This window comes from Desulfosarcina cetonica JCM 12296 (assembly GCF_001311845.1).
In the GTDB taxonomy this organism is placed as follows: domain Bacteria; phylum Desulfobacterota; class Desulfobacteria; order Desulfobacterales; family Desulfosarcinaceae; genus Desulfosarcina; species Desulfosarcina cetonica.
On record NZ_BBCC01000034.1, the window covers coordinates 20,787 to 43,853 of the forward strand.

Genomic DNA, 23,067 nt, shown 5'->3' on the forward strand with positions numbered 1-23,067 from the left:
TCCGTAAATTGACAAATGGAGGATTTATGAGCACGAGTGAAAGAAATATCTTTAACCCTGAGATGGAAACCCTGGACGTCGATGGACTGCGTGCATTGCACGAGGACCGGTTTTTGCGACAGGTTGAATATGTGTACAACCATTCGCCTCTCTACCGGGAAAAATTCGATCAGGCAGAGATTCAGCCGGATAAAATTAAAAATCTGGACGATATCGTCAAACTGCCCTTTACCGAAAAACACGAACTCCGCGAGGCTCAGCAGTCTTCACCCCCGGTTGGCCGGCATCGCGCCTGCTCCGAAGAACAGTTGTCGCGGGTTTACTCGTCCAGCGGCACCACCGGCGTGCGACCTATATCGGCTTGACGCATCATGACATCCATGACGTGCATGCCGAGGCAATCGCCAGAGTCTGCTGGATGGGCGGGGTAAGACCGCTGAGCAAGGTGGTCAATATCCCCACGGCGCCGTTCATTGCCGACACCTTCCGCGAAGGAATCGAAAGAACCGGGGCAACGAATATTCCCGTTGGATTCAATGTGGATCGCTGTATCGCTGCGTATCAATACCAGGGAGCGGATGCCCTGCATGGCACCGTTTCGTTCTGGTCCTATTTTCTGGATGAAGTGGAAAGAAAGGGCATCGATCCGAAATCCTTAGGCCTGCGGACCATCATCGGCGGTGCCGAGGGCGGCGCCAACCTGGTCCGATCCCGCATCGAGGAGGGTTTTGGCTGCACGGCCATCGAAGGCATGGGCATGGGGGAAATGAGCTGTGTCATTTGGGGTGAATGTGTCGAGGAACGCGGCCATGGCATGCATTACATCGCTCAAGGAAATGTGCATGTCGAACTGATCGATCCCATCACGCTCGAAAGCAAGACCATCCGCGAGGGCGCGGAAGGAGAATTGGTTTATTCGGCGCTGCATTCGCAGGCCATGCCGCTGCTGCGCTATCGGTCCAGAGACAATGTTCGCATACTGACAACGGACAAATGCACTTGCGGACGCACCGGCTTTCGTATCGAGGTGATCGGCCGGACCGACGACATGTTGACCATTCTTGGCGTGAATGTCTACCCCCTGGCGATCCGCGATGTGGTTTCGGCCATGAAACCGGAGGTCAGCGGTGCCATCGAAATTCAGCTCGAAAAACCCGGCCCGGTCGTCGAGCCGCCGCTGAAACTAAAAGTCGAAGTCGGTGAAAATCCCGGCGATCGAGAGGCTCTCAAAAAGAAGTTGGAAACCACCATCAGGGAGAAGCTGATCTTCAGGGCCAATGTTGAGCTGGTCGATGAGCTACCGAAATATCAGTACAAAACACAATTGATAAAAAAATTGTATGAATAGTTCTCAATCCGCAAAGGCCCACTGTGCGTGGGCCTTTGCGGATGCCCCGATCTTTGAACGGAAAATACGCATTAGCACCCAATATATGCCGCTTCCATTGACCAACGAAGAAAAAGAGATTTTTCAACTCGCCCGCCCCCACCTCCAGGTGATGAGCAACGAGCTGCACACCGTGGAAGTCGTCGGTTTTTGCCTTCGATTGATGCAATCCGTTGGTGGAGATAGGCATATCGTCATTCCGGCGGCCATCCTACACGATACGGGATGGGCCAAAATACCGGAAAAAGTATCCCAAAAAATTCGGATCCCCGACGGTGAAAAGGAATCCATAAAGGTCCATGAAGAGATCAGCGCGCTGATAGCCGAATTAATCTTGAGGGATGTGAATTATGACCGTGCCTATATCGATGAAATTATCGCCATCATCATTGGTCACGATAGTCGTAGACAGCCCCTGTCGTTAAATGACAAAATTGTGAAGGACGGAGACAAGTTATCCCGTTTTTCGAAAAGATTCCTGCCAATATGGCCGCAGTGGGGAGACGGCGCAGAAGCAAAAGACCTTTTTGGTGCGTTATCGCATGGTGTAAAAAACTGGTTCTTTCTATCTGATTCAAGAAAAATGGCCACCCATGAACTCCGTCACCGCATGGCGGAAAGCCGTTCCCGTCTAGAAAATTTATAATTTTACCACCTCATGGCGATTTTACGTTTAAACCGGCGTCACTTTTTTCGAATTCCCCTTTTTCCACGAATTCTTTAATCATCCTGAGAAAGGTCAAGGCGGCTTGTGACAAATTACTGCGTTTCAGATAAGCAACGCCGTATTCAATCGTCGGTGTAAAATCCAAAACACGGACTTCCTTTAGCAAGCCGGCAGCCAACTCCTTCAATACGACATCCCTGCAAAAAAAAGTGACCCCTTCGTCAGCACAGGTGAAATCTTTTATAAACGGGATACTGGATGATTCCATCACAATCTTCGGCGTCACTCCGACTTCTTTCAATCGGCTAATGATAATCTCCCGGGAGGCCGATCCGTTAGTCGGAACAATCAATGGAATCTCATTCAGCTCGTGGGCGGAAATAATGTCCTTGGGCGATAAACGGCTGTTTTTCGCGGCAACCAGGACAATATCTTTCCTTCCCATGTAGCGCATCTTCATTCTTTTGTCGTTGGGATCGTACTGAGCAATGACCAACTCATTTTTATTGTTTAGCAGCCTCTCAAGCATATCTTTTGAAGGCCCGCGATCGACAACGAGCTTGATGCCTGGATAAATGGATTTAAAGGCTTTGATCAGCATCGGAATCACATAAATATTGGCCGTCTCCGAGCAACCTAGCCTCAAAATCCCATCTTTATTCTCACCAATGTTCATGATGAATGCTTCCAAATTTTCGAGTTGCTCGAAAATGCTACGCACTCTTTCATGAACTTTACTGCCGGCATCCGTCAGCCGCATTGTATTTCCAGATCTTACGATTAGTCTAACACCTGTATTTTCCTCCAGATTCTTAATTTGCAAGGTGACCGCCGCCGGTGACACACAAAGATCGGCAGCAGCTTTGGTAATACTTCTGAATTTAGCCGCCGTATTGAAGTACCTCAACTGGTTCAGATTCAAATTCAAAATACCAACTATCTGATGTTGTGTCAGCAGCCCTTTCCGTAACGCTACGCATTCCAGTCGGCAAAAAAGGGATCGACAGTTCCGATTCAATACCGGCCGAGTGTCCCACCATTTCAGACCGGCTTTTTCCAAGGCTTGTTGACAAGCAAATTCATCGTTTTAGGATTTACGCGCCATGAAACGACTCCGCGGCTCCTTTTGATATATTTTATCTCACTGTATTCATGTAATTTTTAGCTATTGTTAACAGCATTTTAGTTTTTTTTTATTGCCCTTGCAAGGGCAAACCAACACTATAAATCATAAAATGACTGACTTTCATTTATCCAGGGACATTGAAAATCGCAAGAGATGCGATCTGCCGGCCTTTGTTTTACTTTTGGTCGGTCGGAAGGAAAAATATAAGGCGGCCAAAAAACGACCCATCGAAATTATCCTGCTTCCCCGAACCGATTTCAAGGCGCCTTAATTGTGTTTCCATTTTTTCAACTTTATTCGTGAATTTAATCCAATTCAAATTCACCGGCAAAATACGGGAGGCGTTCTTCGTTCAATTCCCATTCAAATCTTAACTATTTGTTTTTACATTTTTTATTCTCCTTAGAAAACGTTTGTCAAGTTTTGCGCCATTAGATTTTTTTTCATTAATTTTCAGTATATTATGATAAATTCAGATTAAATTCTGGCAGATGCGCCTTATACATAAAATGAATTGAAATTTTTTTTTAATTTATATAAATTTTTATTTGACTTTTTGGCAACATTTTAGTTAAATTTGGGATCAGACGGTTACACGCCAACAGATCAACCTGAGGACTTGATGAAAATAATCCTTTCCTCATTTCGCAATAAATCATCGGCATGCTAAGGGATCCGACAAATGCGGTCACATTCAAATGCGGTGTTGAAGTCCGCTTCGATCATGCATTCTTCTCCAACCCTATTTCGGCCGATGAAATCAACAAACAGCACGAATCAGCATTTGGGTCCGTATACTTTACTACACGTTGGTTACTCTCTGATGATGATATTCTGATGATGATCTAGGGTGGGATACAGCGGGGATAAAATGGACTGTCAATTTTGACACCAACAATGGGGGAGGATCTGTATGGACAGCAGACAGAAAGCAATTCTGGTAACCGGGACCTGTGACACCAAGGGCGATGAAATCCTATATTTGAAGGAATACATCGAATCCAAAGGCATCCGCTGTTTGGTTCTTGATCTAGGGTTAAAAGAAGACCCCAAAAATTTTACTCCGGATTTCACGCGGCAGCAACTTGCAGAGTCGATCGGTTCTTCTTTGGAGGAGCTGATTGCCGACGCAAAGGCGGGGCGCTATGAAGTCGCCGTAGAAAAACTGGCAAAGGGCGCCGAGGCAATTATTCTTGACCTTTTCAAAGATGGAAGGATCGATGGCATCCTGGCCATTGGTGGAAGCATGGGCACCGCCATTGGTTTGCGCTCCTTGCGATGTCTGCCGGTAGGGTTCCCAAAGGTACTGATTTCCACCGTAGCGGTTTCCGACTATCTGCATCCCCATTTCATTAAGTCAGACGTTATCCTGGTCCAACCCATCTCCGATTTTTTCGGTCTCAACCAATGGTCAAAGAGAGACCTCAAGCGGGCTGCATTAACGATCAGCAACATCGTACTGGAAGAAGAAAAACTGGAAGAAGGTAAATGGATCGGCCTGACAGCAATCGGTTGGGTCGTCTCTTGTGTTCCTCCGATCAAACGATTACTCGAGGAAAAAGGGTTTAAGGTTGCGATCGCGCATTCGGTCAGCATGCAAACCGGCATTCTCGAAGACCTCATCCGGCAGGGGGTTATCAGCGGGATGCTCGATCTTTGTCCATTTGAACTGCTGCACGAAGTGACCGGTGGTGCCTGCCATTCGCGCAACCGATTGATGGCCGCGGCGGAAACTGGAATTCCGACGATCGTCGCACCCGGCGCCATTGGTGTTTTCACCATGAACACCTTGCAAATGCCCGCCTATAAGGAACAGGGCCGGTTTACCATCGAACACAATGAAATTCTGGGAACCGCGAAACCCACCATCGAAGAGATGATCAAGACGGCGGAATTGATGTGCACCCGATTGAATGTCTCCAAGGGGAAAGTGGCCGTCGTCATTCCCAAACAAGGTTTCTTTAACTATGATCGCGAAGGGAAAATGTATTTCAATCCCGAAGGGAGAGCCGCCTTCATCAACGTACTGAAAGAAAAGCTGGATCCCAAAATCAACCTCGAAATTCTCGACTGTCACTGGGAGGACCTGGAGTTCATGGTTCGAATCGCAGAACTATGCGTCGAATACTTTGCGGACATAGAGGAAAAGGTCCCCGCTTTGGAAGCATGCGAAGGCTGATGTCGACAAGCCGGTCAGAAACCTACCGATCAATACGCTATCAAACGTTGGCAACGCTAACGAGAGTCGAATGAGGTGACGAATGAACAGGGAAAATAAAAATATTCTATTTGCAACCGATCTGTCCAATGACTGCCGGGATGCCTATTCCTATGCGCTTAATTTAGCCAATACCTACCAAGGCAACATCACACTATTGCATGTGATCGCTGCCCAACCCGTCTCATTGGAGAAAAGGATAAAAAATCTGTTTGGCGAGGCGCGTTATGAAGAAATCATGCGTGAACACGAACAGGATGCGCGATCGATACTGATCGGCAAACGCAAAGAAAGCGACCTGGTTAAAGCAGCGCTGAACAAGCTTGCAGAAGATTTCTCAGCCTTGCGGTCGGAAGGATCGGTTCAGGAAGACAAAATTTTGGTCAAGAAAGGGGATGTTGTCGAAGAAATCATCAATACGGCGCAAGAACAAGAAAACGACTTGATCATACTGAGCTCCCATGCAAGTTCACCGCAAGAATCCTACGTTTCAAAAACGATACAGGATGTTATCCGACGTTCCAAGATTCCGGTCATTGTCGTGCCACCGTCCGGCATTGTCCAACTCTAAAAACCGTCTTGGGTCGGTGCCCGTCCAGAAGAGGGATGGGCATCTGCCGAAGACAGACATTTTATCATTACCGAGGATATTAAAATGCGCTCCTTTCAACGAAGGAGCACGTAAAATCACCAGTTCTGCGTCTATGATCAGCCAAGCAGGTATTGCCTTTCGATTATTCTTCTTGTTGCGCTGACAATAACGCGAGAAAGGAAATTTGAAATCATGGTCGTAAGCGCCAAAAAAATATTTATTTTAATCGGCTCGGTTTTTTGCTTGGTCATGTTTGGTGGTTTCCCCGGCCATGCGGCAACCATGGGTTCGCATTACCCGTTCGGCGGTGAAGGCGTACTGGCCGGCAGCGGGCCGCCCCCGGGATTCCATTACCGGGGTTATGCGTTTTTTACCAACCCCACGCATTTGAAAGATGACAATGGTGATGATCTGGACGTTGGTTTTGACGCGAAGGTCTTGGCGACGGTGCACCGTTTTCTTCACGTCACCCAAAAGAAAATCCTGGGGGCTTACTACGCTTATGAAGTGGTCGTACCCATCGTCGACAAGGAGGTCAATATCGATGTGTTGGGCGTATCCGACAGCAAGTCCCTGTCCTTGGGCGACGTTTTTTTTGAGCCCTTCACCCTGATCTGGCACCGGCCGCGCTGGGATGCAACACTCACATTGGGCGTCTACGCGCCGACCGGTGAGTACGATAGTGACAATTATGCCTCACCCGGCCTGGGTTACTGGTCGGGGATGTTGACCCTCGGCGGTACGGTGTATTTCGATGACCATCGATCATGGTCGCTCAGCGCCATGACCCGGACGCTGGTCAACACCGAACAGGATGAGACCGATGTAACGCCGGGTCCGGAACTCGTCGTCGAGTACGGGCTGGGAAAAGAAATCGGCATTAACGAGAAGCTTTCCATCAGACCGGGTATTTGTGGATCGGCCTACTGGCAGATCGGAGACGACAGTGACGACGGTCCGGGAACGCTCGCTGACGAACGCAAACAAGCCTATTCTTTGGGTGCGGAAATCAACTTCTTCTGGCTGCCGCCAAAATTGCTCCAGCTTAACCTCAGGGCGTTGCGCGAGTTTGGTGCGAAAAATACGACACAAGGCTCGCAAGTCGTCCTGACGCTGACCAAATCATGGTAGTCACGCAAAGGGAGATCGGCTGAGCCATCATCAATGGTTCACCCCCAGACTTGTGTGGTCCCTTCACGCCAATCCCAAATAAAAAAAACCCTGCTGTAACCGGCGTGAAGGGGCCACGCATCTCAACAAGACCTTCGAACGCACGTCCAAATGCGTCCACCCAGCAATCTTTAATCTTTCAATTCTTTTTCCGGTTTTCCATTTCCAAAGCGAGGATAAACATGACCGGGATAACCGCATTGGGGGCCTACATCCCCATTTACAGGCTGCGGCGAGATGAAATCGCCAGAATGTGGCGAACGCGTGCTACCGGCGGCGGGCAAAAAGCGGTGGCCGGTCATGATGAGGATCCTGTCACCATGGCCGTGGCCGCTGTCCGGAATTGCGTGAACGGTAACGCGTTGCAACCGGATATCCTCTTTTTTGCCAGCACCACCGCACCGTATCTGGAAAAACAAAATGCCGCCATCATCGCCAGTGCAGTGGGAATGGATCGCAAAACCGTCACGGCGGACTTTGCCAACTCCCTGAAGGCGGGGACAACCGCCTTGATGTCGGCCCTCGATGCCGTCAAGGCGGATCTGCCGACGACGCGCTCGTGGCGATTGCGGATTGCCGTCAAGGTGCTCCCAAAGGAATGGATGAGCCCCTATTTGGTGATGCAGCGGCCTGTCTGGCCATCGGACGCAAAGGGGTCATCGCCGAGATGGAATCGTGTTATCGTTCTTACAGTGAGTTTACCGGTTCCTGGCGCACAGCGACGGATCGCTTCGTCAAATCCGGGGAGAAACGCTTTATCGATGACCAAGGCTATCAACCGATGATGCTGGAAACCATCGGCAGTCTGCTGGCGGCCAATGCGCTTCAGCCGGAAGACTTCTCGACCATCGTGTTTTCGGCGGCCGATTCCCGGGCCCATGCCCAACTGGCCGCAACGCTTGGTTTTAAGGCCACACAGGTCCAAGAGCCATTGTTCGATCGGATTGGACACACCGGAGCGACGGCAACCGTTATCATGCTGATCGCCGCGTTAGAAAAGGCGCGGCCAGGAGACAGGCTTCTTGTGGCCAATTATGGGGACGGCGCAGATGCCTTTGTGTTGCGGGCAACGGAAGCGGTTACCACCTGTCAGACCAGTCTGGATCAACAACTAAAGATGGGGCGATCGATCGATTACGCGACCTATCTCAACTGGCGGGAGCTGATGCCGCTCCAAGCATCAAGCCTGCCAGCCAGGGCCGAACCATCCCTGTCCAGCCGTTGGCGGGAACGCCAGACGATTTCGAACTTGACCGGCGTTCAATGCAACACCTGTGGACTTCCGCAAATTCATCCGATTGGACAAAAAATCAGAGTCTGCATTGGATGTCAGTCCAAAGACGATTTCACACCCTATTGTTTTTCAGACAAAAAGGCCGCCTTGTTTACTTATGCCATCGATCATCTTCAGCCGACCAAGAATCCCCCGGGACTCAATGGCGTTGTCGATTTCGAGGGCGGCGGCAGGTTGATATGCGAGTTGACCGATTATGATCTGGATCGTGTTGAAATCGGCATGCCGTTGGAAATGACCTTTCGGAAACTGTCTCAGGACGAAGGGATGATCAACTACTTCTGGAAGGCCAAGCCTACTGTTTTGAAATGATTGCCCACCAGCAGGGCTTAACCGTCTAACCCGATTCGCTTTGCCGATAGAGAGGTGGACATGGACAGTATTCGAGACAAGGTCGCCATTGTCGGCATGGGCTGCACCCGGTTCGGCGAACGTTGGGAAATGGGTGTTGGAGACCTCCTCATCGAGGCCGCCCATGAAGCGTTCGAAGATGCCGCTATCCATCCGGCAGATATCCAGGCCGCCTGGCTGGGAACCGTCTTCTCGGGAGTAACGGCCCTGACCCTCTCGCCTTTGGGGCTGCAGTACATTCCCATGACCCGGGTGGAAAACATGTGTGCCACCGGTTCAGAGGCGTTGAGGGGCGCAGTGTATGCCGTTGCCGCCGGGGCCTGCGACATCGCACTGGCCATCGGGGTGGAAAAGCTCAAGGATTCGGGGCGAACCGGCGTAAGCGGACCGGCCATCGTGGGCGACAATCCGGACGGCAGCTCCGGTATTGGCTCGGGGTTCAGCGCGCCCGCCTCTTTTGCCTATCTGGGCACTCGCTACTTTCATCATTACGGGCTGACCCGCGAACACGGCAAGCGTCTGCTCGCCCAAATTGCGGTTAAAAACCATCACAACGGCAGTTTGAGCCCCAAAGCCCACTTCCACAACGAATTGACGGTGGACCAAGTGGTCAACGCCCCAATGGTTGCCTGGCCCTTGGGGCTGTATGACTGCTGCGGTGTGAGCGACGGCGCCGCGGCAGCCATCGTGGTCCGGGCGGACATGGCCAGCCATTTCCGTTCGGATCCGGTCTATATCAAGGGGCTGTCCATCTGCGTGGGGGCCCGCCAGGGAGTCATGCGCCAGGATTACGATTACGTTCACGTCGAGGAAAACGTACGCGCAGCCCAAATGGCCTACCAGCAGGCCGGCATCCAAGATCCGCGCCGGGACATCAGTTGCGCCGAGGTGCATGACTGCTTCACCACTCACGAACTGATTTTGTACGAAGATTTGGGGTTTTCTCCCCGGGGTAAAGCCGGAGAAGATATCGAGGCGGGAACCTTCTCACTGAACGGAAGCCTGCCGGTCAATACCGACGGCGGGCTGAAATGTTTCGGTCATCCGTTGGGCGCCAGCGGCCTTAGAATGATGTACGAAATATACAAGCAATTGCAGGGAAAGGCCGGTCCCCGGCAGATAAAAAATCCGAGGATCGGGCTGGCCCACAATCTGGGCGGGAATGCGGGGATGGGCATTGCCAGCTGTGTGGTGCTGGGAAATGAAAAATGAATAGAGGGAAAGCATAATGAGCAACGCCGATACGCCGAGGGTGCTGGGAGACTTGCTTACCGATCGGCTCGAAAGAAATGCGCACAAGATCTTCATGCGATTCAAGGAAGAGCAAATTACCTATGATGAGCTGAATCGTTACGCCAATCGCTGCGCCAACGGCTTTTTGAATCTGGGAATCGGCAAGGGCGACAAGGTCAGCATCATGCTGCCCAACCAGCCGGCCTTCATCTACCTATGGTTTGGCCTGGCTAAAATCGGCGCTATTGAAGTGCCGGTCAATACCAACTACAAAGGCGAATTCCTGCGTCATATCGTCGATCAGTCGGATTCTAGGATCTTGGTGATCGACAGCCAGTACCTGGATCGACTTGAGCGTATCGAAAAGGCGCTGACGAAACTGGAAACGGTCATCGTTGTGGGCGGCATGCAAGACGACCGACAGGACGTCAACAGGATTCCACGCATGGCCTACGAGGATTTCTTCAGCAGCCCGGAAGATGCCGTCGACGTCAAGGTCCACCCGTGGGACCCCATCAGCATCATCTACACCTCCGGGACCACGGGACTGTCCAAAGGTGCCTTGGGTCCGCATAACTTCTGGATCGTCTGCGCAGAGAAGATGCTGGCCTATCGCAATGGCGGGAAAGACGATATTTTCTACACCTTCTTGCCCTTGTACCACTTCAATGCCCAGGTATTGACCACGCTGACCACGCTCGTGGCCGAAGCCCAAATGGTGCTGACGGATCACTTCAGCGCATCCGGTTTCTGGGACGATATCCGCCGCTATGGGGCCACCCAATTCAACTACCTGGCGCGGTAATGCCGATTCTGGCCAAGCAGCCCAGGCGGGACGACGATCTGGACAATCCGGCGGTGATCGCCCTTGGCGCCGGCTGTCCGGCCGAGGTGATGGGCGAGGTGGAAGCGCGTTTCGGCATCACCTGCCTGGAAGGGTTCGGCATGACCGAAATCGGCATTCCCATCCATGTTCAGGCGGACAACCGACGAAACGGCTCCTGCGGCAAGCCCATGGACATCTATGAAATCAAACTGGTGGACGATGAGGATCGGGAAGTGCCGGTGGGAGACATCGGAGAGATCGTTTTCCGCCCCAAAGAGCCCTTGGTCATGATGCTGGGCTACTACAACATGCCCGACAAAACCCTGGAGGCCTGCCGCAATCTCTGGTTTCACTCGGGTGATCTGGCCAAAAAAGATACTGACGGGTATTTTTATTTTGTCGATCGGAAAAAAGATGCCTTGCGACGGCGCGGGGAGAACATCTCATCGTTCGAAGTGGAACGGGCCATCAACACCCATCCCAAGGTACTGGAGTCGGCAGCAGTGGCGGTAAAATCGGAACTGGCTGAAGACGAAGTAAAAATCTGCGTTGTCCTCCAGCCCGGTGAGCAAATGGATCCTGCGGAACTTATCCGCTACGCCAACGATCGGATGCCCTATTTTGCCGTACCGCGATATGTGGAATTCATGGATCATCTACCCAAAACGCCTACCGAACGGGTCCAGAAATTCCGGCTCAAGGAGGCGGGACTCACCGCAACCACCTGGGATCGTGAACGCGCCGGCATATCCATTTCCCGATAGGTGCCGTGCGCCACGTGGGTGCCTGTCAGGCCCCCACGTGTCTTCTCGCGCTGATGCGAATACGACGGCAAAATCGTCATTGGTATGGCAACGACGGCGTCACTGCGCGGCATTATCCACTATTGCCGCGATTTCTACGAACTCGAGAATCGGACGCACCTTGTAATGCCCCGTGACGCGTTCCAGCAGTGCTTCGTTGAAAAACGCCCGGGCCGCTTCCATGGATTCCCAGATGTAGAAGTTGACCGCTTCCCGCTTTTCCGGATTGATGGTAAATGCCTTGAAACGCAGCTGCGGCATTCCCTTGAAACGCGCATGGGCGTTGTCGGCTACGGCTTGTACGGCGTTTGCATCAAAATCGTCTGCATAGCAAAACCTGACAAATACGCCGATCATGGGATCCCCTTTCTTCAATGTGACAAGCCTCCGGCAGAAACCAAAGGCCTTGAATAGTAAACATCATGAACGGACAAATAGCGCGGAGATGGCAGAGGAAATCATCGGATACAATCACCTCTTCAGCAAGTTCATTGTACTTCTCCCAATAAGCCGGTTTGTTGGTTCTGGCCCCTGCTTCACTATCCAGCCATCGCGGATTTGGGCGCACCACTTAATGGGCCGTCCAGCCACCATCCGAAGCAATGATCTGCCCGGTCACATATGTGGATGAATCCGATGCCAGAAAAAGCACCAATCCCTGCAATTCGTCCACCAGGCCGCGCCGTCTCATCGGCGTTCGGGCCACCAGGTGTTTCTCCCGTTCATCCTGCTCCTGGGAGCTTTGCGCGTTGGATCGGACACTAGACAACGCGGTCCCCGAATGCCAGGCCGGTGCGATGGCATTGACGCGAATGCCGTATTCGGCGTATTCGACAGCGCCCTGTTTGGTAAGACCGTTGACCGCATGTTTGGAGGCGACATAGTTGACCCGCGGTTTCATGTCAGGATCCAGGCCGACGAGGCCCAACACCGACGAATTGTTGATGATGCTGCCTCCGGTGCCCTGCTTCAGCATCTGCTGGATCTCTTTTTGCATACACACGAACAGGCCGGTTTGGTTGACGGAAATCACTTTTTCCCAGTCGTCCAGCGGCATTTCATGAAATCGCTGGGGCGAGGTCACGATCCCGGCATTGTTAACGGCAATGTCCAGGGTATGGAATCGAGCCACTGTCATTTCTATCATGCGGGCCACATCGTCGGGATTGGATACATCCGCGGATATGGAAAGCACTTTTTGCCCCGTTTTTAATAATTCGGCCTCTGTTTCTTCCAACAGCTTCTTGTTCCGGGCCGTAATCACGACATTAGCGCCGGCTTCGGCAAGGGTTTGGGCAAAACTTTTGCCCATCCCATAGGAGGCGCCGGTGACAAGGGCTGTTTTGCCCTCCAAATTAAACAGCCTTTTCTCTATTGACATAGGGTTGTCTCCTCAGAAAAAGAGATGGAGAAAAATCAATCCGGCGGTATCGGCGATTGCAGCAGCGCAAAAAGGTGACATCATCTCCGAGGCAAATGGCGATTTTTCTCCATCTCTTCTATTTCATTGCAGGTGCCAGCGACACCGGTTATTCCGGCTGACGCAGTCCGAAGTCGTCGGCGATCACCTTGTAGCAGTTATAACTGGATCCGCGCGCGATGCCGCCGCCACCGAACATGGCCGACGAACAAATATAGAGGTTATCGATAAATGTCTTGAAGCCATTGTTGGGGGAGCCCCTGAACCGGCCATTCTGGGAACCGGCCATACTGCCCACGCTCCAGCACCCGCCTTTCATATCCGGATGCGTATCCTGCAGGTCCACGGGGTTGATGACCCGGTAGCCGATCACGTTGCTCTTTTTCATGTTGGGAGCGTATTTGACCCATTGGCGCAGGAGCTCTTCGACAAACTCGTCCGACATTTGGCGCCACTCTTTCCTGGAGTGAAAATGCATGGGACAGGTGTAGTCCTCGAAGGCCACGGAATGCTTGCCCTCGGGAACACGTGACGGATCCCAGTAGCTGTCGGGCGCCGACAGGCAGAAGAACTTGGAGGCCATGCCCAGGAGCATGATTTCGTGCATGTATTTGTCTTCCATGTACGCCAGATCCTTGGGTGCCCAGTAGGTGCGCGGCGTGGCATTGATATCCGGATTGTTTTTGGCCGCCTTGTAGTCGGGAAGCTCATGGACGCCCATGGTTCCCCACCAGACATGCCCCCGGTCGTACAGGTTGGTATCCAGCCGGCGCTGCATTTCGTCGGTTTTGAGATCCGGATTGAGCATGCGGTCGAACAACTGGGCGTTGCCGATATCGCCGATGACCATTTGCTTGGCGGCGATTTCTGTCCCGTCGGCCAGGCGGATACCGGTGGCCTTGCCGTTTTCGACATGGATCTTGGCGACTTCGGAATTGAGATGATACTCGACGCCGAGTTTTTTCCCGGCGTTTGCCAACGCTTGGTGATCGATCCGGTTCCCCCCTTGGCGATGGCGGCCGATTCCCATCCCAGCACCAGGTGGATCGCCGCGATCATCATGCCGATTCCCGGTACATCATTGGGGTAGAGGCCGCATGAGGTCAAAAAGCCCCGCATGCACAAGATGCGTAACTCATCGCTTTTGAAGAAGTAGCGGGCGAACTGTTTGCAGTTCCAGAACTGCATATCCGGTGTAATCAGACTGCCCGGATCGTCGAACATCGCTTCAAAGGAATCCGGCGTGCCCCAGGGTGTCGGCGGACGATAACGGAATTTTTTAAATGCCGGGCGCCATTTTTCCTTGTAGATCTCCGTCAGCCGAAGATAGGTCTCGGCATCTTCCTTGGAAAACTGGGAAATCTGATCATACGTCTTCTTCATGTTCTCATTGCTGAATTCCACGGCCCCGGTCTGGGGGTCGACGCACCGCCAGGTGGAATAGCTGGCGTAAGAGGTCTCATCGTCGAAGATAATGGCCTCATTGGTCTCGGGGAAGAGATATTCCAGTCCTTCCTCGCGCAGATTGAACTCCTTGTAGGCCGGATGGCCCATGAAGCGCGTAAAATGCGCACAGAAGTTCATGCGGTAGCCCGGTGCCGGCCCATCCTCGGTCACCGCACCGCCGCCCAGGTGGTCCAGCAGTTCGAAAACGCCCACGGACAGGCCGGCCTTGGCCAGGTAAGGAGCAATGATGGTGCCGTGATGTCCGCCGCCGATAATAACTGCATCGTAAGTTTTGTCAGCCATGAAGATCTACCTCCTCGTATTGAATGTTTGGTAAACAGTTGGGGTCCGGCTTCAATGGACGGTCTAACGCAATGACACAAAAACATCGGCCAGTGCTGCTGCCTGTTCGTCGGGGGACCCCTCAAGGAACTGGCAATCCCGGGTCATATCCGGAGGCGTGGTCAGCGAGGCGATCTTCAGCTTTTCGATCGCATCCGCCGAAACGCCGATCTCCTCGGCGGCCCAGGATGGAATATTCCCCCCCGCATCATTTTCAGCATCCGGGTTCGGGAGATATAGCGCAGCTCGCCCACCTCGTTGCTCACGGTGATCAGGGCGGGCAACGCCGCTTTGACCCGCTCGTAGCCCGCGGGGACGGTTTTTTTGACGATGACGCTGCCATCTTCAACTTTAATTTCACGGGCCAGGCTGATACAGGGAAGCTCCAGCATCTCGCCCAAAATCAATCCGACCTGGCCGGAATCCCAATCGCCGGCTTGCCTGCCGGTCAGCACCAGATCATATGAACCGATTTTTTTTATGGCGGCAGCGAGAACAGCGGCCGTGGAATGGCTGTCGAGCTTGTCGAAGCCGTTGTCTTCCAGCAGAATCAGCTCGTCGGCACCGGCCGCAAGGGCCTTGCGCAGCACGCTGTCCGACAGTTTTTTACCCATGCTCAGCACGGTCACCTTGCCGCCTGATTCTTCACTCAATTGAATGGCGGCTTCCAGGGCATTTTCATCAAAGGGGCTGATCACCTGGGGTGCGTCAACGATGACCTCCATGTTGTCGGCATCGATGCTCACATCGGAGAGCGGTGCTTCAGGGTCGGGAATCTGTTTGACACAGACGATAATGTTCAGTTCACTCATTAGAGTACCTCCTCAAGTCTCTTGATCAAGGTCGGCAAAACCTGTTCGTAATCTTCGACGATGCCGTAATCGGCAACCTTGAAGATGTTGCAGCTCGGATCCGTGTTGATGGCGATGATCTTTTTGGAATGGACCATGCCCACCAAATGATGGATCGCTCCGGATATTCCCACGGCCACGTAGACATCCGGAGCGATAATGGTGCCGGTGAGGCCGATCTGATGGTCGGAGGAGATCCACCCCTTGTCGACGGCCATGCGGCTGCAACCGATCATCACGGAGCCGAACGACTGGCCAAGGGCCTCGGCCAGTTCCTCGAGCAGTTCGAAACCGTCTTCGTCGCCGAGCCCCGCACCGCCGGCGATCACGATATTGGCCTTGTCCAGGGCGACCGTATCCTCGGCGACGATCTCCAGCGACTGTGTACGGGACATGGATTCGTCGATGGTGATGCTGATCGGGGCGACGGCGCCGCCGGCGCTGCCGGATTCGGCGGGTGGAAACACGTTGCCCCGGACCGTCACCATCTGCGTCTGCCCTGAGCATTTGAACACCGAGATGGCATTGCCGCCCGATACCGGTTTGGTCGCCAGTAAGCACCCGTCTGCAGGATCGACAGCCAGCTCGATACAGTCGGTGGTCAGACGGCTGTCAAGCCGGCAGGCCAACCGGGGGGCCAGTTCCATGCCGATGAAGGAATGGCTCATCAGAAGCATGCCGGGTTTGATCTCCTTGCAGGCCTGCTCCAAGCTGCCAGCCAGAGATCCGCATTGAACCCCTTCAGCAACGGGTGTTCGGCCTTGTAAACCAGATCCGGGCTATACGCCGTGGCCGCCTCGGCAACATCCCCGATCGAATCCCCCATGAGAAGCACCGAGAGTTTGCCACCCGATGCGTCGGCCAGTTTTTTCCCGGCCCCCAGCAGTTCCAGCGTTCTCGAATCCAGGGATGCGTCTTTTATTTCCCCTAAAATCAACACCTCACTCATACCGAACCTCCTTGCCAAGTGTTTTTGCCTATTTCAAATGTTTATTCGGTTTCCAGCGCTTCCAGAAGCAGTTCGTTGAGATCCATGACCCGAAAGCCCTCCTTGGTCCCGGCAGCCTTGCGGGCATCCTCCATCATGATCAGGCACAGCGGGCAGGCCGTGATGAGGATTTGCGCACCGGTGGCCTCGGCCTCCTCGATCCGGACCTCGCTCATTTTGCGCTCCCCTTTCAAGTCCTGCCACATCCGCCCCCCGCCCCCACCGCAGCAAAGACTGTTTTCGCGGGTATGTTCCATCTCCACCAGTCTCACGCCGGGGATGGCGCGGATCACGTCCCTGGGCGCATCGAAGATGCGATTGTGCCGTCCGAGATAACAGGGATCGTGAAAGGTCACGGTCACGTTCAAGCGCTTGTCGAAAGCAAACTTTTTGCTGTCCAGGAGTTCTTTGAGGAGCATGGTGTAATGGCGGGCCTTGAACTGCGTGTCCGTATAATCGGTGGCCAGCGTGTGGTAGCAGTGGGGAGATGACGTCACGACGTCGGAGATACCGTATTTGTCAAACAGGGATTCACATTTTTCCTTTTGCTCTTCAAAAAGTCCGAATTCTCCGACTCTGCGGCCGATATCCCCGCAGCAGGGCTCCTTTTTTCCAAGGATGCCGAAACTGACGTCGGCCTGTCGCAGGACTTTTGAAAACGATTTGGCGATCCCCCTGGCCCGGTCATCAAACGACGTGGTACAGCCGACGAAATAGCACAGGTCCGCCTCGGCGCCGCGTTTGCTCAGATCGGTAATCTCGCCATCAAGCTCCTCAGCCCAGGCACCGCGCTGCTTCTTGGAAGATTCCCATGGGTTGTCGTAACGGAACAGCTTCTCCAAAGTCTGGTTCATCAGGGCGGGCACCAGTGTCCCTTCCTCCACGGCTTGTCGTCTTTCTTTGGCGACCGCCTCGAAGGCCGCGCCATAGACGGGGCATACTTCCAGGCAGGCCCGGCAGGTCGTGCAGTACCACAAGCTCTCGTTGACCCCCTCATAACCGTTTCGGTTCCACAACCGGATATCCTTGTAGGGGAATCGGGTTTGCCACATCTGTTTGCGTGCCCACTGCACAAAATCCCTGGGGGCATAGGCTTCTCCTGCCCCGGTCGATGGGCAGGCCGCCACGCAGCGGCCGCAGCGCATGCAGCCGTCGTAGAAGACCGCCTCGGCCACATCCAACCGGCCGGCTTCATCGTCGAGACCAGGGGGCGAGACGGGGGCCGCACTGCTGAAAAAGATACTGGCCGGCGCACCGAGAATATGAAACATCTTCGAGTAGCAGACCACCGCGATAAACCCCAGGCAAAGCAGTGCGTGGGCCCACCAGAAGGTTGGATAGAGCACCTCGGCCGTAGCGACCGGGATCAGACCGGCGGTCCAGTTGCCGACGAACGACCACGCTGCCCATTGCGGCTGGTGCACGGACAGCCGCGCCCCTTCCAGGACAAACCCGGAGAGCACCATCATAACGAACCACAACGGCATCAGCGCATCCTCTGCCCGTCTTTCCAGCCGCGGCACGCGCTGCAGGTATCGACGGGCGAGCCCCCAGACGACACCGACCAGAAGCAGGATCCCGCCGATCTCCATCAACAGGGAAAACCACAGGTAGATCCCGCCTTCCATGAACTCGACCACGTAGTGGTGCACGGAGAGCACACAGGTGCCGGCGAAGAGAAGAAAAAATCCCCAGAAGATAGCGAAATGCATCAAACCGGCCGCCATGTCGCCATGGATCAGGCGCCTACCGGTGAAGATATCCATCATCATTTTGTTTAACGCCCGCCCAATCCCCGACAGTGAGACGGATTTACTGCTTTTCCGCCATACCCAGACGTGGCTGCCCGCACCGATGAAGAACAAAACCAATGCAATCGCTGTGAGAAGATAAAAAAGCCAGATGTTTTCGATTTGCCAGTACATAATCCGATGGGCTGACATGGGCATTTCTCCTGTATTCGCGTTACTCCTGCCTCGAGAAGAGGGGCCATGGGGGGATTTGTTTTGAAAATCCGTTTAGAGATGACTTCTGTATAAAACAGAATCATAAAGACCATAGTAAATGCAAAACAAAAAAATAAAAAAACCATTAATAAAAACTTAAAACCATTCATTACAAGTCTTAGACACGTCGCTTTCAATGGAAACCGACAACCTTAACGGTTCACCAGCCGGTGAATTCAGATCAAAGGGGAGGATAATTGTTGATAGGTGAGAATTTAGAAAGGGGGTCTGCTTTCCTTGGAACCGGTTTAGGCGAGCTTTTCGGGTCGGTGCATAAAAGCGTGGTTATTCTTGCAGAAGCAATGTCTCACGATAAGCGGAAACCAAGCCAGCAGCAATGGCGTCGGGGCCCAGGTTTCGTTTCAACGGGTCCATTTCGCCTTTCAGATGAAAGCGGTCCATGTATAGGTGCCGGATCGCGTCAATAATCGTTTGGATCCCGGACACATACTCCGGTGCCGCAATACGGCCATGATGCGCGTTTGCGATGATGGTGCGGGCGGCGGCGATTCCACTTTTTAGGGCCGTTCCAATGCCTTCAAACGTAATCGGGAGGATCAGACCGGCCGCATCCCCCACCAAAAGCACATTTCCCTTGGCAGGAACAAAATCGCCCTCGAGCAGTTGTCGATGAAGCAAAGCAATCACGCATCCATCCTTCTTGATGGGCTTCCAATCGGGGTCAAAGCCGTAAGGGGAGAGGGTTTCGGCAATCTCCCGGGCAAGCTCTTTAATCCCGGCCCCTTCCAGTAGGAGGATACCGTCTTTGTGATTGACATTGAACCTTGGCCGGGGAAGCCGTTTGGGAAAGAACCAATGAATGTAGCGCTGATCCAACGACAGCCGCCCCTGATACCACACCCGAACAGGGCCTGAATAGTTCACCTGCAGTTCCGGCAAAATACTTTTACGAACGACCGATGTCGCCCCGTCGGCGCCGATCACAAATCGCGCTGAAAGGCTCTCTTTTTTTCCATCTTTCAGAAGATCGACGCGGATGTGATCCTCATGCGCAACCACCCGAAGCACCCTTGTGTTCGAGACCAGGACCGCCCCCGCGTCTCTGGCACATGCGACCAGCCAGTGATCAAGGTCTTTTCTCCAGGTGAGCAGGGTGTGCGCCGTCAGCGTTTGCACGGCGGCACCGGCGACGTAAAACCGATGGCCATTCAATTCCGGCGGTGACGTAAAAATGGTGTCGGGGATGGTTCCGAATTCTTCCCGAATGGTGTCGAGCGCCCAATTCCCCATAATCATGCCCGTACAAACCTTGTCTCGGGGAAGTGCTTTCTTCTCGATCAGCACTGTTTTCAACCCCGCTGCCGCACAGTATTTCGCACTTGCGGCGCCACCGGGCCCTGCGCCGACGACGATAACATCGGCATTTAGCGGGTTCTTCATCTACACCTCACCTTATCAAGGCCGTTGATGAGCATCGATTGACACGTCTGGGTCACGATATGGGTCGAAAAAAACAGGCTAAGAGAAAAAAGATGGCTTTCAATCTCCTTTCACATTTAATTCAAATGTTTCGTGTTTGTCAACACAACAAAATATTTTTTAATCCCCCGGAAAAGTTTCGCTGATTTTTTTAATTATAACATATTTTAATTATTATTCTTTATTAATCTACTGTAAGCACGCGGCACTCGGATAAGCTCAAAGTAAACCATTCAAAAATTTGACATTTCGGCAACCCATAGGCCCAATCTGGTTTGCGGCTTCATTAAGTCCCCTTTTCTCCTGGAAGCATTACCAGGAAATCTATTCCGGCCAGGAAGGTTTTATTTGCAAAAAAAAAATACGACGGGTGTAACCGATTGGCCAACTTGAGCCACTATGCTTGCAAACGTCTAACCGCTTTACTTGAAAGAGAATCCTGATGGAGGCACAAAGATGAAAGCCGATCCCCTTGCCATTGTCGACAACCTGGCCCGGTATGCCCGCCACGAGCCGCTGCCGCGTGTGGATGTCACCGGGCGGGTCATTCCGCGTCTTCGTCAACCGTCCGGCCCCTCATTGCCATTGATGGCCGTGGTTGCCGCCACCACCCTGACGGCCGCCGCCGGCACAACCCTGGCGATCTTGCCGTTGGTCGATTTCTTCACCAACCCGCTGAACGTCTATTTTGCATCGGCGGTCGGCTGGTTCCTTTAAACGAGGCTGCATATGCAAACCCATTCCCCCAACGAACGGCTGCCACGACCAACACGGCGGCGACGCTGGACAATCCTCTGGATGACCGTCGTCTTTACCTGTGGCATGGTCATCGGCGGCGGCCTGACCCTGAAAATCGCCTACGATCGCTTTCAGGAGAGCTTTCACCACCCGGCCCTATTCGCCGAACGCATCAATCATCGTCGGTATCTGGACTTGAGTCCTGACCAGCGCCGCCAGGTCGCCCAAATCATCAAGCGGGATCTGGACCCGCTGCACATCCTGCGGACAAAAATGCGTCAGCAGCTTCTGGCACAGCTGGAAAAAACACGCCAGGATCTGAATGCCGTGCTCACCTCGGAACAGACGCAGCGGCTGAACCGGCGCTTTGACCGACTGCAGCGGATATGGCTGCCACCGGCGGATGAATAAATCGGTTCCCCCTTTTCGCGCACGATCAACCCGACCGTTTATGGTCATCCAACAAAGGCTGAGAGCCAAATAGGTCCCATTGCCATCGTCGCCCTCTGAATGATACAGTGGGTGACGATGGTCCGTTTCACGGCTGATGCCCGTTGCACAGGAGGTGCTTGAGTGGTTTTTTTACGAATCCGTCAAAGGTGACAAGGTGGATACCGTTTCCCCGGCCCCAAAGCGCCATCCCTGGCGAAAAGCGTTTCGCTGGAGTATCGTCATTTTCATCCTGGCGGCTCTGGTGTGGAGCTTCCGTCACTTCACCCGCCCCGATCCGCTGAAGGTGGTGGTCAAGCCGGTTACCCGTGGGCGGGTGGAACGGACCGTGGCCAACACCCGCGCCGGAACCGTCAAGGCCTGCCGCCGGGCCAAGCTCTCCCCCAGCATAGGCGGTCAAATCGCCCGGTTGCCCATATCCGAAGGCGATCGGGTCAAGGAAGGGGAACTGCTCCTCGAGTTGTGGAACGAAGATCTGGCGGCCCAAGTCCAATTCTCCCGTCGAGAAATTACCGCCACCCGTGATCGGGTACGGTCCGCCTGCTCACGGGCCGCGTGGCGGCAAAAAACGCCGAACGCCAAAAAACGCTTTTCAAGTCAAGGGTCGGTACCCGGGAACGCATGGAAAATACCGTGGCCGAAGCCGATGCCCTGGCGGCCGAGTGCCAGGCCGCGCGCAGCGAGGTGCGGGTCCGCGAAGCGCAATTAGCCGTGGTCAGCGCCAACCTGGCCCGCACCCGCCTGTATGCCCCCTTCGATGGGATCATCGCCGAAATCAACGGGGAACGCTATGAGTACGTCACCCCCTCCCCCCTGGGGTCCCCACCCCACCGGTCATCGACATCATCGCATCGGGCTGTTTTTATGTCATCGCCCCCATTGACGAAGTGGATGTGGCCGGCATTCGGTGGGCATGCCCGTACGCATCACCATGGATGCCTACGGCAATCGGGTCTTTGAGGGCCGCGTGCGCCGGGTGTCCGACTATGTGCTGGACGTGGAAAAACAGGCCCGCACCGTGGATGTGGAGGCCGCCTTCACCCGAACGGACGATTTCCCCTTGCTCCTGGCCGGATACAGCGCCGATATCGAAGTGATCCTGGAAACGCGCCCGGATGTCCTGCGGGTCCCCACCGAAGCGGTGGTGGCAGAGGATACGGTGTATGTTTTCGCTCCTGCCAAAGGCACGATCGAGCGCCGCAAAATCGTCGCCGGCCTGTCCAATTGGGATTACACCGAGGTGCGTGAAGGCCTGACAGCGGACGCGCAGGTGGTGGTCAATGTCGACCTGCCGAACCTGGAGGATGGGGCCCGGGCCATGGTGATCGAGGAGACGCCGTGATTCTCCTGGAAGACGTCAACCGGATTTTCCAGGTGGGCGGTCAACCGGTACACGCCCTGGCCCATGTAAACCTGGAGATCACCCAGGGCGAGTATCTTTCCATCATGGGGCCGTCGGGTTCGGGTAAATCGACCCTGCTGAACATTCTCGGTCTGCTGGACCGTCCCGACAGCGGACATTACCTGCTCGACGACAAAGATACCACCACCCTGGGCGACGACCAGCAGGCCCGGCTCAGACACTTCCGCATCGGTTTCATCTTCCAGTTCTTTCACCTGGTCCCCCGACTGACCGCCGCCGACAATGTGGCCCTACCCCTGGTGCTGGCCGGCATGCCGGTAAGGGAACGCAAGGATCGCGTGGCCGCCGCCCTGCAG

At 53.9% G+C, this 23,067-nt stretch carries 26 protein-coding genes and 2 pseudogenes; 16 read left to right on the top strand and 12 right to left on the bottom strand.

Going from position 1 to position 23,067, the window contains the following annotated elements; all coding sequences use genetic code 11:
• Positions 1-26 precede the first annotated feature (26 nt).
• From JCM12296_RS10300 to JCM12296_RS10310, 3 genes are all read left to right on the top strand, one after another.
• On the top strand, positions 27-365 hold the full coding sequence (locus JCM12296_RS10300; RefSeq protein ID WP_054692293.1) for a phenylacetate--CoA ligase family protein: 339 nt from the start codon (positions 27-29) through the stop codon (positions 363-365).
• Complete coding sequence (locus JCM12296_RS10305) at positions 362-1,348, top strand: phenylacetate--CoA ligase family protein (RefSeq protein ID WP_054692296.1); 987 nt, start codon at positions 362-364, stop codon at positions 1,346-1,348. Before JCM12296_RS10300 ends, JCM12296_RS10305 begins: the two co-directional genes overlap by 4 nt.
• Positions 1,349-1,445: 97 nt before the next feature.
• Positions 1,446-2,033 carry an HD domain-containing protein gene (locus JCM12296_RS10310; protein WP_172683838.1) on the top strand — a complete coding sequence of 196 codons (588 nt, stop codon included), beginning with the start codon at positions 1,446-1,448 and terminating at the stop codon, positions 2,031-2,033.
• Positions 2,034-2,043: 10 nt separating this feature from the next.
• Here the strand turns inward: JCM12296_RS10310 and JCM12296_RS10315 are convergent, their stop codons facing one another.
• Positions 2,044-2,976 (bottom strand): LysR family transcriptional regulator, encoded by a 933-nt coding sequence (locus JCM12296_RS10315; RefSeq protein ID WP_172683839.1) that lies wholly within the window; start codon positions 2,974-2,976, stop codon positions 2,044-2,046.
• Between the two features lie 1,117 nt (positions 2,977-4,093).
• Here JCM12296_RS10315 and JCM12296_RS10320 point away from each other — a divergent pair.
• Both JCM12296_RS10320 and JCM12296_RS10325 read left to right on the top strand, forming a co-directional pair.
• Positions 4,094-5,359, top strand: a complete 1,266-nt coding sequence (locus JCM12296_RS10320) for a Tm-1-like ATP-binding domain-containing protein (protein WP_054692305.1) — start codon at positions 4,094-4,096, stop codon at positions 5,357-5,359.
• 82 nt (positions 5,360-5,441) lie between these two features.
• Positions 5,442-5,969 (top strand): universal stress protein, encoded by a 528-nt coding sequence (locus JCM12296_RS10325; RefSeq protein WP_054692308.1) that lies wholly within the window; start codon positions 5,442-5,444, stop codon positions 5,967-5,969.
• Positions 5,970-6,106: 137 nt separating this feature from the next.
• On the opposite strand, the gene JCM12296_RS39745 is transcribed toward JCM12296_RS10325, so the two are convergent.
• On the bottom strand, positions 6,107-6,274 hold the full coding sequence (locus JCM12296_RS39745) for a hypothetical protein (RefSeq protein WP_172683840.1): 168 nt from the start codon (positions 6,272-6,274) through the stop codon (positions 6,107-6,109).
• A gap of 103 nt (positions 6,275-6,377) precedes the next feature.
• Between JCM12296_RS39745 and JCM12296_RS10330 the strand changes: the two genes are divergently transcribed.
• From JCM12296_RS10330 to JCM12296_RS47315, 6 genes are all read left to right on the top strand, one after another.
• Positions 6,378-7,121, top strand: coding sequence for a SphA family protein (locus JCM12296_RS10330; protein ID WP_422698676.1), 744 nt, complete (start codon positions 6,378-6,380; stop codon positions 7,119-7,121).
• 221 nt (positions 7,122-7,342) lie between these two features.
• Entirely contained in the window at positions 7,343-7,945 is a 603-nt protein-coding gene (locus JCM12296_RS39750) for a hydroxymethylglutaryl-CoA synthase family protein (RefSeq protein WP_054692310.1), read from the top strand.
• Entirely contained in the window at positions 7,942-8,766 is an 825-nt protein-coding gene (locus JCM12296_RS10340; RefSeq protein ID WP_054692313.1) for an OB-fold domain-containing protein, read from the top strand. Before JCM12296_RS39750 ends, JCM12296_RS10340 begins: the two co-directional genes overlap by 4 nt.
• A gap of 60 nt (positions 8,767-8,826) precedes the next feature.
• Positions 8,827-10,017 carry an acetyl-CoA acetyltransferase gene (locus JCM12296_RS10345; protein ID WP_054692316.1) on the top strand — a complete coding sequence of 397 codons (1,191 nt, stop codon included), beginning with the start codon at positions 8,827-8,829 and terminating at the stop codon, positions 10,015-10,017.
• A 16-nt stretch (positions 10,018-10,033) separates the two neighbouring features.
• Positions 10,034-10,843, top strand: coding sequence for an AMP-binding protein (locus JCM12296_RS10350; protein ID WP_054692319.1), 810 nt, complete (start codon positions 10,034-10,036; stop codon positions 10,841-10,843).
• Positions 10,843-11,628, top strand: coding sequence for an AMP-binding protein (locus JCM12296_RS47315; RefSeq protein ID WP_054692321.1), 786 nt, complete (start codon positions 10,843-10,845; stop codon positions 11,626-11,628). Before JCM12296_RS10350 ends, JCM12296_RS47315 begins: the two co-directional genes overlap by 1 nt.
• Positions 11,629-11,727: 99 nt before the next feature.
• Here the strand turns inward: JCM12296_RS47315 and JCM12296_RS10360 are convergent, their stop codons facing one another.
• The 9 genes and pseudogenes from JCM12296_RS10360 to JCM12296_RS10395 form a co-directional block, all read right to left on the bottom strand.
• Entirely contained in the window at positions 11,728-12,024 is a 297-nt protein-coding gene (locus JCM12296_RS10360; RefSeq protein WP_054692324.1) for a hypothetical protein, read from the bottom strand.
• A gap of 214 nt (positions 12,025-12,238) precedes the next feature.
• Positions 12,239-13,048 carry an SDR family NAD(P)-dependent oxidoreductase gene (locus JCM12296_RS10365; RefSeq protein WP_083456030.1) on the bottom strand — a complete coding sequence of 270 codons (810 nt, stop codon included), beginning with the start codon at positions 13,046-13,048 and terminating at the stop codon, positions 12,239-12,241.
• 148 nt (positions 13,049-13,196) lie between these two features.
• Positions 13,197-14,117 carry a phytoene desaturase family protein gene (locus tag JCM12296_RS44055; protein WP_054692328.1) on the bottom strand — a complete coding sequence of 307 codons (921 nt, stop codon included), beginning with the start codon at positions 14,115-14,117 and terminating at the stop codon, positions 13,197-13,199.
• 545 nt (positions 14,118-14,662) lie between these two features.
• A pseudogene (locus JCM12296_RS50360) lies at positions 14,663-14,836 on the bottom strand (NAD(P)-binding protein); the annotation flags it as partial.
• 176 nt (positions 14,837-15,012) lie between these two features.
• Entirely contained in the window at positions 15,013-15,687 is a 675-nt protein-coding gene (locus tag JCM12296_RS10375) for an electron transfer flavoprotein subunit beta/FixA family protein (RefSeq protein ID WP_054692331.1), read from the bottom strand.
• Complete coding sequence (locus tag JCM12296_RS44060; protein ID WP_306304005.1) at positions 15,687-16,214, bottom strand: electron transfer flavoprotein subunit alpha/FixB family protein; 528 nt, start codon at positions 16,212-16,214, stop codon at positions 15,687-15,689. The genes JCM12296_RS10375 and JCM12296_RS44060 overlap by 1 nt, the downstream gene beginning before the upstream one ends.
• Positions 16,215-16,675: pseudogene (locus JCM12296_RS50365) on the bottom strand (electron transfer flavoprotein subunit alpha/FixB family protein); the annotation flags it as partial. It abuts the gene before it with no gap.
• A 41-nt stretch (positions 16,676-16,716) separates the two neighbouring features.
• The gene (locus JCM12296_RS10390) at positions 16,717-18,657 is read right to left on the bottom strand and encodes a heterodisulfide reductase-related iron-sulfur binding cluster (RefSeq protein WP_054692341.1); all 1,941 of its coding nucleotides are present in this window, start codon (positions 18,655-18,657) and stop codon (positions 16,717-16,719) included.
• 348 nt (positions 18,658-19,005) lie between these two features.
• Positions 19,006-20,121: an NAD(P)/FAD-dependent oxidoreductase gene (locus JCM12296_RS10395; protein WP_054692344.1), complete on the bottom strand. Its 1,116-nt coding sequence runs from the start codon at positions 20,119-20,121 to the stop codon at positions 19,006-19,008.
• A gap of 495 nt (positions 20,122-20,616) precedes the next feature.
• Here JCM12296_RS10395 and JCM12296_RS10400 point away from each other — a divergent pair, with 495 nt between their 5' ends.
• Together JCM12296_RS10400 and JCM12296_RS10405 are read left to right on the top strand one after the other, a co-directional pair.
• Positions 20,617-20,877: a hypothetical protein gene (locus JCM12296_RS10400; RefSeq protein WP_054692348.1), complete on the top strand. Its 261-nt coding sequence runs from the start codon at positions 20,617-20,619 to the stop codon at positions 20,875-20,877.
• Between the two features lie 12 nt (positions 20,878-20,889).
• The gene (locus tag JCM12296_RS10405) at positions 20,890-21,309 is read left to right on the top strand and encodes a hypothetical protein (protein WP_054692351.1); all 420 of its coding nucleotides are present in this window, start codon (positions 20,890-20,892) and stop codon (positions 21,307-21,309) included.
• 127 nt (positions 21,310-21,436) lie between these two features.
• On the opposite strand, the gene JCM12296_RS44070 is transcribed toward JCM12296_RS10405, so the two are convergent.
• Positions 21,437-21,835 (bottom strand): hypothetical protein, encoded by a 399-nt coding sequence (locus tag JCM12296_RS44070; RefSeq protein ID WP_246804127.1) that lies wholly within the window; start codon positions 21,833-21,835, stop codon positions 21,437-21,439.
• A gap of 68 nt (positions 21,836-21,903) precedes the next feature.
• Here JCM12296_RS44070 and JCM12296_RS41645 point away from each other — a divergent pair, with 68 nt between their 5' ends.
• From JCM12296_RS41645 to JCM12296_RS10420, 3 genes are all read left to right on the top strand, one after another.
• Positions 21,904-22,308: an efflux RND transporter periplasmic adaptor subunit gene (locus JCM12296_RS41645; protein WP_246804128.1), complete on the top strand. Its 405-nt coding sequence runs from the start codon at positions 21,904-21,906 to the stop codon at positions 22,306-22,308.
• Entirely contained in the window at positions 22,262-22,690 is a 429-nt protein-coding gene (locus JCM12296_RS41650) for an efflux RND transporter periplasmic adaptor subunit (protein ID WP_054692356.1), read from the top strand. The genes JCM12296_RS41645 and JCM12296_RS41650 overlap by 47 nt, the downstream gene beginning before the upstream one ends.
• Positions 22,687-23,067 (top strand): ABC transporter ATP-binding protein (locus tag JCM12296_RS10420; RefSeq protein ID WP_157067520.1); only part of this gene is annotated, 381 nt, incomplete at its 3' end. The genes JCM12296_RS41650 and JCM12296_RS10420, both read left to right, overlap by 4 nt.